At 60.7% G+C, this 12,600-nt stretch carries 1 protein-coding gene (running past one end of the window); it reads left to right on the top strand.

Features of this window, described 5'->3' with window-relative positions; genetic code table 11:
• Nucleotides 1-12,600, top strand: partial view of a tandem-95 repeat protein gene (locus EDC56_RS12195; RefSeq protein ID WP_123712773.1) — the final stretch only. 15,384 nt of this gene lie to the left of the window's left edge; only the last 12,600 of its 27,984 coding nucleotides appear in the window; its start codon lies beyond the left edge, outside the window; its stop codon occupies nucleotides 12,598-12,600.

Here is a 12,600-nt window from a genome sequence, read left to right as displayed (position 1 = left end):
ATGAGTGCGGTGACGATCAGCGGTGTGCCTGCGGGGGCGGCGCTATCGGCGGGCAGTGATGATGGTGGCGGGGTGTGGACGCTGACCGCCGCCGACTGGCAAGACTTGGAGATCATGCCGCCACAGCACAGCAGCGATGATTTTGTCTTGAGCCTCGAGTTTACCCTGACTGATACCGACCCGGACACGCTGCTGACCAGCGAGGTGCAGCAGATATTGACCCACACCGTCTACGTCGACCCTGTTGCCGACTTACCGGTATTGACCGTCGCCGATGCCGAGGGCGATGAGGATACGGCGATAGCGCTGACGATCAGTGCCGATGTGATCGATAGCGACGGTTCGGAGAACATTGCCTATCTTGAGTTTGCCGGGGTGCCTACGGGGGCGCAGTTTAGCGCCGGTGTCGACCGTGGTAACGGTGTTTGGGAGCTGACGGCGGCGGATCTGGCCGCTTTAACCATCACCCCCCCGCTGCACAGCAGCGATGATTTTGTGCTGACAGTGACGGCGTTTGTCGACGATATCGATGGCGACAGTGGTCTGGTGTCGCAGGCAGAGTTGAGCGATACGTTGACGGTAGTGGTCAACGATGTCGCCGATCCGGCGGTGATTGTCGCCAACGATGTCAGCGGTAGCGAGGACAGCGCCATTGCGCTGGATATCTCGGTGGCAGTGACCGCGGGCAGCGGCGAGACGGTGACCGCCATTGTATTGTCGAACGTTCCTGTTGGTGCGCAACTATCCGCCGGCAGCGACTTGGGCGGTGGCGAATGGAGCCTCACCGCTGCCGACTTGGTGGGCTTGACGCTGACGCCGGTGGCGCACGATAGCACCGACCATACGTTGACGGTAACGGTGACCACTGAGGACCAGGATGGCGATGACAGCTCGACCAGTCAGCTGCAGACACAGAGCAGTTTTGTGTTGGCGGTAGAGGCGGTGGCCGATGCGCCGACGGTGACGGCAGATCATGCCCTCGGCCTGGTCGATACGCCGATCGCGCTTAATTTGACGGCGGCGCTGGTCGACCTGGATGGCAGTGAACTGCTCAGCGCGCTGACCTTGAGCGGCTTGCCTGACGGCGCGACGCTGTCGGCCGGTACCGATCTCGGCGATGGCAGCTACACGTTGACGGCGGCTCAGCTGGTGGGCTTGAGCTTTACCTCGGCGCCGGCGGATAGCGGCAACTACACCTTGACGCTGACGGCTGAGAGCGAAGATACCGATGCCGAATCGACGCTGACGACGACGGCCAGCGGTGTCGCCGAATTCGATGTCAACGTGGTGCCGCCCATCAGCGCTAACATTGACGAGGACAATATACTCACTATTGCGATCGCCGATATCGATACCGAGGTGGTGACAATTGATGCGATGGTGCTGGATGACGCTAGCCAAGCCACCGTTACAGCCCTCGGCGATGGCAGTTTTAGCTTCGAGCCAACACTGCACCTCGACGGTGAGATGAGCTTTACCGCCACCATCACCGACAACCACGGTAATCAGCTGGACGTGCCGGGGCTGGTAAGCGTCGCCGGTATTGCCGATCAACCGCTGGTCAACATCATCGACTTCTTCAGTCTCGAAGAGCCTCCTGAGGCGGTCGGCGGCACCCTCGACATGAGTGGCAGCGCCACCCCCATTAACATCGATCTGACGGACAATGAGTTCCAGATCATCACCGACGGCATCGAGGGCGAGTACTACGACCTGGATGGGGTGATCGGCAGCGCCGGTGACGATATCTACGCCTTCGGGCAGCTAGCGGATGGTGATAGTTTTACCATCGACAGCGGCGGTGGCAACGACACCCTTGACTTCTCGGCCTATGTCTCCGAGCAGGTCGCCGTTGATCAAGGGGCGGGCGTCGCGACCATCGATCTCGGCGGTGGCGAGAGCGCGACGGTGAACTTCACCGACATCGACCTGTTTAGTTTCTCGTCTGCCGTGTTTGATGGTAATCCGCATACCCTGGCGGTGCAGACCCAGGAGTGGGAGTTCGAGGGCAAGAGCTTCGAGGTCAACTCGATCAATGGTGGTAACACGACTCGAGCGACGGCGCTGATCGGCTTTGCCGGCACCTTGGCGGAGTCCTTCCAACTGGATACCACGGTCACCGCCTATAACGCAGGGGCCAATAAAAACGGCGCCATCATCTTCGATTATGTCGATATCAATAACTACAAAGCCGCTTATATGCGCGTCGGTAAGCAGGGCTGGGAGTTTAATCAGTTCGAGAATGGGGTTGAGAATCAGGATGTGATCGACGATACCTTTGTCTCGGAATCGATTGCCGTCGGTACGCCGAACCCGATGACGTTAATGGTCAATGGCAGCGTCGCATCGATCGTGGTCGGCGGCGTGTTGAAGACAGCCTACGACTTCGGTGAATTGCTCAACGACGGCTCGATCGGTATCCAGAACCACTATGCCAAGTCGGACTTTACCGTCTCGATGGCACCGTCAAATTGGGCGCCGTCGCTGGTCGATCAGCAGCAGTCGATGCGCGTCGACCAGGGCAGCATCGACTCCGATAACATTATTACCACGGCGACGGATGCCGAGAGTGACGTGCTCACGGTGCAGTCGTTTACTCAGGGCAGTAATGGGGTGGTGGTCGATAACGGCGACGGCACCTTTACCTACACGCCGACGGGAGGCTTCCTCGGTCGCGATAGCTATCAGGTGACCATCAGCGATGGCTTCAACGCGTCGGTGGCGACGGTGGTGGTCGACGTGCTGCCGGATGCGGCGCTGATTGTTGAGCACTGCGCCGACTATGGTCTCAATGCCGAGGCGGTATTGGTCGACATCGATGGCTCGGAAACCCTGTCGATCATGTTGCTCGATCTGCCCGTCGGTTCGACGGTCACTGACGGTTCCTTGACGGTCGAGGTGAGCTTGATTGATGGTGTCACCCAGGCCCTGTTGACCGGCTTCGATTTGACCAGCTTAGAGGTGGCCCACCCCGATGGCTTCTATGGCAGTTACGACCTGTTAGTCAGCGCCGTCGCCAGCGAGAGCGGTACCGAGGCCTCCGCGTCGACGACGCTGTCGATAACGGCTCTCTGTGAGCACGGTGTGTCGGTCTCTGCCAGCAGTATCAGCGAAGTCGAAGATACGGTGATGGCGTTAAACATCACGATCACCAAGGGCTCAGAAGAGACGGCGGTGGTACAGGATATTACCATCAGCGGTGTGCCGGATGGCGTGCTGTTGTCGGCGGGCATCAACAACGGTGGCGGCACTTGGGCGCTGACCGAGGCCGAGTTGGTTGGCCTCACGCTGACGCCGATCGAGCACCAGGATGATAACTTCACGCTGACTGTTGAGGTCACCACCGACGATGCCGATTACCTGTTATTGACGGAAAGTGTCGAGGTCGACGTGCGCGCCGAGGCTGATCAGCCATTGCTGACGGTCAACGAAGTGGCGACGCCGATGAATCAACCGGTGGCGTTGACGATTACCCCGGCGCTGCTCGATCTCGACGGTTCCGAGGTGATCGACAATATTGTCATCTCCGGGCTGCCGGCGGGCACGACGCTGTCGGCGGGCACCGTGCAGGCCGATGGCAGCGTCAGCTTGACGGAGGCCGAGCTCAGCGGTTTGATGCTGCAGCCGGCGCTCGATGATGAGGACGATTTTGTACTGACGGTGCGGCTCAATAACACCGATACGGACAGCGATAGCGGCGAGCAGAGCAGCAGTTATGTCGAGGCCAGCTTAGCGGTCAATTTCAGCGATGCCACGACCATTGATGGCCTACTGGGTGAACCGCTTAGCAGCAGCATCAGCCTCGACGAGGACACCACGGCGTCACTCGAGCTGGGGCCGATGATGCTGATGGATAGCGGCGAGACGATGTCGGCGTTAACGGTGAGCAACGTACCGCTGACGGCGAGCTTGAGTGCCGGTGTCAATAATGGCTTCGGCAACTGGACGGTGCCGCTGGCCGATGTCGAGGGGTTGATCTTCACCCCATCCCCTGACAGCAGTGCGGATATCGTGTTGGCCACGTCGATGACCATCAGTCAGGGTGGCAACAGCGAGGTGTTCACTGGCACGGTCGATGTTGAGATCAACGCGGTGGTGGATGATGTCTTGCTGCAAACGGATATTACCCGCTTGTTTGAGGATTACACCATCCCGCTGCAGATGGATATTGGTCTGCTCGATACCGACGGCTCGGAAACGCTGACGCTGGTGAGTGTCAGCGGTATACCCGGCGGTGCGGAGTTGACGGCCGAGACCAATAGCTGGTCCGACGTCAATACCATGATGATTACGCCGCCGCTGCACAGCAGCAGTGATTTCACCCTCAATCTCAGTGTGCATTCACAGGATACAGACCCGGATACTGGGGTGGTGTTGTCCAAACTCACGGAGTCGACGCTGACCATCTACGTCGACCCGGATGCGGATGAACCGACGCTGACGCTGGCCTCGGGTGACGTGAATGATCAGAGCCAGATTCCGCTGCAGATCGATGTCGCCCTTGCCGACACTGACGGTTCCGAGCAAGTCAGCGAGGTGATTCTGTCGGATATCCCGCTCGCGTCTTCGCTGTCGGCGGGACACAACCTCGGGGATGGCCGCTGGTCGCTGACCGTCGACCAGCTCAATGGGCTGATCTTTATACCCGATGAAAGCCTGAGCGAGCCGGTATCGATCACCGTCACGGCCTATATTAAGGACACCGACCCCGATACTCAGTTGATTTCAGAGCTGTCCCACTCCGGCGTGTTGGTGACGGTGCCACCGGTCACGATCGAGGGGCCGGATCCGGTCGACCCGGTTGATCCGCTGAACCCGATCGATCCGGACGACCCAAGGGCCGACGGTAACCCACTGACCGGCTCGGTAGCGACGACGGAGGACGTCACTGTCGACCTGCAACTGGGGCCGTTGACCGCCATCGATAATGCCGAGACCATCGGCCCGGTCACTATCGGAGCGGTGCCAATAGGGGCGATGCTGTCGGCGGGCACCGATAATAGCGACGGTACCTGGACGGTGACCGCCGCTGAGCTTGATAACCTGACGGTGACGCCGCCGGTCGACGATGGCGACGACTTCACCCTGACCACATCGGTGACGTTTACCGAGGGCGCGGTGAGCAAAACATTCACCGGTTCGGTGGTGGTGGCGGTCGCGGCTGATGCCGACACGCCCACCGTCACCGCCGATGATGTCAGCGGTGAGGAGGACACCGCCATCGCGCTGAATATCGCGGCGGTGGTGACCGATACCGACGGTTCGGAGGCGATTACCGGCTATAACATCACCGGCATGCCGACGGGGGCGACGCTGTCGCAGGGGACGCTCAACGGTGACGGCAGCTGGGATATCACATTACAGCAGCGTTCGGCAGGGCTGAGCTATACCTCGCCGGAGAACTGGGGCGACGATAGCGTCACGCTGACGGTGACGGCCTATAACGAAGATACCGATGCCGACGACAGCTCGGTCGACACCAGCAGCGGTAGCACCACCTTCACCATCGATGTTGATGCCGACATCGATGGCCCCGATCCGGTTGATCCGGTCGACCCAAGTGATCCGGTGGACCCGTTGAACCCAAGTGCCGACGGCAATCCGTTGACCGCCTCGGTGAGTACCGATGAGGATGTCGCCATCGACCTCGAGCTGGGCACGCTGACCACCGTCGACGACGGCGAGACCATCGGCAGCGTCACCATCGGCGCCGTGCCCACGGGCGCGACGCTCTCGGCGGGCAGCAACAACAACGACGGTAGCTGGACCGTGACGGCGGCGGAGCTCGACGGCTTGACCATTACCCCGGCGGCCCACGTCAGCGATGACTTTACCCTGACCACGGCGGTGACCTTTACCGAGGGGCAGATAGCCGGCACCGAGATCAGCCACGAGTACACCGGCAGCGCCATTGTCGCAGTGGCGGCGGTGGCCGATGTGCCGACGATCCAGACCACCGATGTGACCGGCGATGAGCACAGCGCCATCGCCCTCGACATCAGTGGCAGCCTGGCCGATACCGATGGCTCTGAGTCGATCACGGGCTACACCATCAGCGGCGTGCCGCTGGATGCGACGCTGTCGGCGGGGACCGATAATGGCGCCGGCAACTGGACGCTGACACCGGCGCAGGTCACTGGGCTGACCATCACCCCGGCCCTGGGGCATATTACCAATATCGTCTTGGCGGTGACCGTGCACAATGAGGATGTCGATCCTGACGACAGCGGCCAGGTTGACACCAGCAGTGCGACGACGACGCTGACGGTGACCCTCGATCCGGTGATCGATGGCCCAGACCCGGTCGACCCGGTTGATCCGACTGACCCGATTGATCCGTTGAACCCGAGTGCCGACGGTAACCCGTTGACGGCGGCGGTCACGACGGCGGAAGACACGATGGTCGACCTTCAATTGGGGCCGTTGACGGCGATCGACAGTGGCGAGACGATCAGCAGTGTCACCATCGGCGCGGTACCGGTCGGCGCCACGCTGTCGGCGGGTACCAACAACAACGACTTCACTTGGACGGTGAGTGCTGCCGAGCTCGACGGCCTCAGCATCACGCCCGCGTCAGATGACGCCGATGACTTCACCTTGACCACGGCGGTGACCTTTACCCAGGGGGCCGAGAGTCAAACCTATAATGGCAGTGTGGCGGTGACCGTCACCGTCGATGCCGATACGCCTACCGTCACCGCAGCCGATGTCAGCGGCGAAGAGGATACCGCGATCGCGCTGACCATTAGCGGCGGAGTGACAGATAATGACGGCTCTGAGGCGATTATCGGTTACAACATCGAGGGCCTACCTACGGGGTCGACGCTGTCGGCGGGTACGCTCAGTGCCGACGGTAGTTGGCAGTTGACGCCGGCGCAACTGGTCGGCTTGACCTATACCTCGCCGGCTAACTGGGCCGACGACAGTGTCACAGTGACGGTGATGGCGTTGAACCGCGATACCGATGCGGATGACGCGAGCTTCGACGACAGTAGCAATAGCACCGCCTTTACCATCGATATCGATGCCGATATTGATGGCCCGGATCCCGTCGACCCGGTCGACCCCACTGACCCCGTCGATCCGCTGGACCCAAGCGCCGATGGCGACCCGCTGACCGCCTCGGTGAGCACCAACGAAGATGTTGCGATCGACCTCGAGTTGGGGCCGTTGACCGCCGTTGATAGCGGCGAGACGATCAGCAGCGTCACCATCGGTGCGGTACCGGCTGGGGCGACGCTCTCGGCGGGCAGTAACAACAACGATGGTAGCTGGACTGTCGCGGCGGCCGATCTAGATGGCTTGATGATTACCCCCGCGGCGCACGACAGTAATGACTTCACTCTCACTACCGCGGTGACCTTCACCGAGGGGCAGATCGCCGGCACCGAGATCAGCCAGCAATACACCGGCAGTGCCGTGGTAGCGGTAGCGGCCGTGGCGGACGCACCGAACATTCAGACCACCGATGTGACCGGTGATGAGCACAGCGCTATCGCCCTCGACATCAGCGGCAGCTTGAATGATAACGATGGCTCCGAGTCGATTACCGGCTACACCATCAGCGGCGTGCCACTGGATGCGACGCTATCGGCGGGCACGGATAATGGCGCGGGTGGTTGGACCCTGACGCCGGCACAAATTAGCGGCCTGACCATCACTCCGGCGATGGGCCACATTACCAATATCGTCTTGTTGGTGACGGTGCACAATGAAGACGTCGATCCCGATGACAGCGCTCAGGTCGATACCGGCAGTACGACGACGGTACTGACGGTGACCATTGATCCGGTCATTGACGGCCCCAATCCGGTCGATCCGGTCGACCCGAGTGACCCGGTCGATCCGCTCGATCCGAGCGCCGACGGCAACCCACTGACGGCGGCGGTCACGACAGCGGAGGATACCGCCGTCGATCTCGAGCTGGGACCGTTGACCGGTGTCGATAGTACCGAGACCATTAGCAGCGTGACCATTGGCGCCGTGCCAAGCGGTGCGGTGTTGTCGGCGGGCACTAACAACAACGACGGCACCTGGACGGTGACCGCGGCCGAGCTCGACGGCTTGACCATCACGCCACCGGATGACAGCGGCACCGACTTCACCCTGACCACGGCGGTGACCTTTACTCAGGGCTCAGCGAGCCAGGTCTACAATGGTACGGCAGCGGTGGTGGTTGATGCGGTAGCCGATGCGCCGACGGCGGCGGCAACGGATGTGCTGGGTGTGGTCGACACGGCGATCGCCCTCGATTTGAGCGGCGCGCTGAACGACCTTGATGGTTCCGAGGCGTTGAGCTTCACCGTCAGTGGCATGGCGGCAGGGGCGACGCTGTCGGCCGGTGTCGATCAGGGTGATGGTAGCTATATCCTGACGGCGGCGCAGTTGGCCGGGTTGACCTTCACCTCGGCACCCGGCGATGCGACCAACTACACCCTCACCCTGACGGCGACGAGTGCCGATACTGATCCCGATAGCGCGACAGTGACCAACAACTCGACGGCGGTGACCTTCGACGTTAACGTGCTGCCGGTGTTCGCGAGCAGCGTGGATGAGGACGCCACGCTGACCATCAGCCCCAGCGACGTCGATAGCGCTGTTGCCTCGATCGATAGCATTGCCCTCAGCGATGGCACCCGCGGTGCCTTTAATGCGGTGGGTGACGGCGACTATAGCTTCCTTCCGACGCTGCATCTCGATGGCCAGATGCCGCTAACCATGACGGTGACCGATAATAACGGTAATAGCGTGACGCTGCCGGGTACTATCGATGTGGGCGGTATTGCCGATGAGCCAGTGATGAACATTGTCGACTTCTTCAGCCTCGATGAGCCTCCGGCTCCGGTGACCGGCACGCTCAATATGAGTGCGAGCGCCAACCCAGTCACCATTGATCTGACCGACAACGAGTTCCAGATTATCAGCGACGGCCTCGATGGCGAATACTACGACCTCGATGGGGTGGTGGGCAGCAGCGGTGATGATACCTATGCCTTCGGTAGCCTCGAGGCGGGTGATAGTTTCACCATTGCCACCGGCGGCGGTAACGATACCCTCGACTTCTCCAGCTACGTCTCCGAAGACGTGCTGATCAAGCAGAATAACGGCACGGCGACGGTCGACCTCGGCGGTGGTAATACCGCCGTGGTCAACTTCTCCGGTATCGATAACTTTAAGTTCTCCTCCTCGGTGTTCGATGGTAACCCACATGCGGTACAGGTAGAGACCCATGTTTGGACGATCGAAGGCAAGGATTTCGCGGTTAACTCGACCAATATGGCGGGCTCGACGGCGGATAAACGGGCGACCTCACTGGTACAGTTTGAGGGCTCGTTGGCCGAGTCATTTACCCTCGAGACCAGTGTCACGGCGATCGAGGTTGGCAGCTATAAGAATGGTGCGATCATCTTCGATTATGTTGATAGCACTACCTATAAGGCGGCGTTTATGCGTGTCGGCGCCCAGTGCTGGGAGTTTAATCAGTTCATCAACGGCGTGGAGAACACACAGCTGGCGACGGACACCAAGGTGCCTGAGAGTATTGCCGTCGGCACCCCTAATCCGATGACGCTGCAGGTGGTGGGAACGACGGCGAGTATTGTCGTCAACGGGGTGTTGAAGACCAGCTATGACTTCGGTGAGGCGCTGAACGATGGCTCTATCGGTATTCAAAACCACAATGCGCGGACTGACTTCACCCTGTCGATGGCACCGACCAACTGGGCACCATCGGTAGAAAACCAGCTGTTGTCGATGCGCGAAGACCAGGGCAGTGTCGCTTCAGAGAATGTGTTGAGTGCCGCGACCGATGCCGAGAATGATGCCTTGAGTATTGTCTCCTTCACCCAGGGTGCGAACGGTGGCGTCGTCGATAACGGTGACGGTAGCTTTACCTACACGCCGACTGGCGGCTTCATCGGTCGCGATAGCTATGAGGTGATGATTACCGACGGCACTAACCAGACCTCTGCGACGGTTGTGGTCGACGTGCTGCCCGACGCTCAGTTGGTGGTCGAGAACTGTGCCAACTACGGCCTTAATGCCGAGGCCTCACTGGTCGACGTCGATGGTTCGGAGACGCTAACAGTGGTGCTCTACGATCTGCCGGTCGGCTCCACGGTGATCGATGACGGCGGTGCGAGCACCGTTGTCGAGGAGATCGATGGCGTCGCCCAGGCAGTGCTCACCGGCTTCAACCTGGCGGCCCTTGAGATTGCCCATGCCGATGGTTTCAACGGCGCCTATGACCTGCTGGTGACGGCGATCGCCAGCGAGAGCGGCACTCAGGCCAGTGCTGAGGCGACAGTATCCGTGACGGCGCTCTGTGAGGGCGGCTTGTCGGTCTCGCTGGGGGCGGTGAGCACGTTCGAGGACACGTCGGCGAGCCTTAATATTGTGATTGGCCAGGGCTCCACGGAGACCGGCACGATACAGAGCATCACGCTGACGGGGGTGCCTACCGGGGCGACGCTGTCGGCGGGCACGAACAATGGTGGCGGCTCTTACTCGCTAACGGAGGCACAGTTGAGCGGCCTGACGCTGACGCCGGCGTCGAATACAGACGGCGACTTTAATCTCACCGTCACCGTCAATACCGATAATGTGCAATATCCGGTGCTGACCGATACGGCAACGATCGAGGTGCGAGCCGTGGCGGATACGCCACTGCTGTCAGTGACGAATGCGACGGCGACGGCTGGCTCGGCGGTGGCGCTGGATATCACCGCGACCCTGGCCGATACCGATGGCTCGGAATCCATTGATAATATTACGCTGCTCAACGTGCCGGCGGATACGGTGTTGTCGGCCGGTACCGATGGCGGCGACGGCAGCTGGACGCTGACGGCGGCGCAGTTGAGTGGTCTGACACTGACACCGGCGGTGAGCCACTCGGGGGACATCGTGCTAACGGTGGTGGTCAATAACCAAGACCTCGACAGCGACAGCAGCGAGGTCGACACTAATAGTGCCACTGGGACGCTGACCGTCACGGTGATAGAGACGGAGGTCGACCCCGACCCCGATCAAGATGCTCAGGCACCGACGCTGAGCTTTACTCTCGGCGCCGAGGAGCTGTCTGCCGTCGGCAGCATCGTTATTGATAACTTGAGTCTCGTCCATGATGGCGTGATACAAATGAATAACACGGTATTGGGCAGTGGTGCCGCTGACTACGTGATTATTACCGGCACGCAAAATAATGCCGGCAGTGTGTCGATGGGTGAAGGCAATGACTTGGTCTATGTGCAGGGCTGGGGTAGCGCACAGAACCTCTCGGTTGATGGCGGTGGCGGCGGCGGCGATAAGCTGCTGTTGAATCCATCGGTGGTGAACAGCGTCAATGCCAGCGGCACCACCTCGGGCACCGTGTCCTTTAGCGGCGGTGGCAGCCTGATCTACAACAATATCGAGAGCGTCCTCTATGATACCGCCGCCAGTGTGACGATGACGCGTAGCCTGTCGCTCACCGCTGACTTGGCGACCAACGACGGCAGCGAGACGTTATCGCCGGTTACCTTCTCCGGCTTCCCGAACGGCGTGGTCTTACTGGAAGGTAATAGCACCTTAGCCACCAGCACCGGCAGTGACTTTGATATTGCCGTCACTGCCGGTGTCAGCCGCTCGCTCACGGTGGAGCACGCCGCCAACGTGACGGCGACGGTCAGTGCCAGCGTCACCGCGACCAATACCGCCTCTAACGACACTGCAACGACGCAGGTGTCGCAGGTGATCGATGACATCTTAGTTGGCCTAGAATACCAGACCAGCTCAGGCCTCAGCGGTGTTACCGATGCCGACGGTATGATCAGCTTTGAGCAGCGCGATACCATTCGCTTCAGCGTCGGTGCGGTGGTGATCGGTGAGTTACTGGCGGCCAATGTGCCGGGGCGGGCGATCTTCCTGACCGACTTGCAGCCCGTCAACGGTGCTGTGGCGAGCAGTGACTATCTGACCAAGATGGCGGTCTTCCTGCAGTCCATCGATAGCAACGAACAGCCGGACGATGGCATTGTCATCGAGGCGGAGACCCGGGAAGCCTTCGCCCTCAACGAGGCCGACTTGGCGCTGCTGTCGCTGGACGAGGTGAATGTGTTGTTGCTCGAACAGGGCTTCCAGCCGGTCGAACCCGCGCAGGCGCTGCAGCACGTGGTGGAGAATCTCGCCGAGTACAGCGCCGATAACACGGCGATGAGCCTGGTTGAGCTAAGCTTAGAGGAACTCGGCCTGCACTATGTGGCGGAAGACACGGCGTTGAACCCCGGTAACACGCTGCAGATCGAAGGCCTGCCAGAGCAGGCGGTCGCCTCCGGGGGCGAGTGGGTCGACGGCGTCCTGACGCTGCCACAGGCGAGTGTCGAGCAGGTCGCGGAGCTGACTATTACCGTGCCGGAGGAGATGGCGGAAGATCTCGACGTCTCCGCGACCATCAAGCTGAGTCAGGATAGCCAGGCCGAGTTGAGTCTGGTCGAGACCGAGGCCGCAGCGACCGAGGACGACGAAACCATTGCGCTGATGGAGCAGAGCAGTTATCTGGTGCTCTACCCCGACAGCGACGAGCAGTTGATCATGGGTGAGGGCGATGATGCGCTCATCGGCTAA

Source organism: Sinobacterium caligoides, assembly GCF_003752585.1.
GTDB lineage: Bacteria > Pseudomonadota > Gammaproteobacteria > Pseudomonadales > Sinobacteriaceae > Sinobacterium > Sinobacterium caligoides.
Note: the sequence above shows the minus strand (reverse complement) of the source record. Positions and strands in the feature narration are given on the sequence as shown.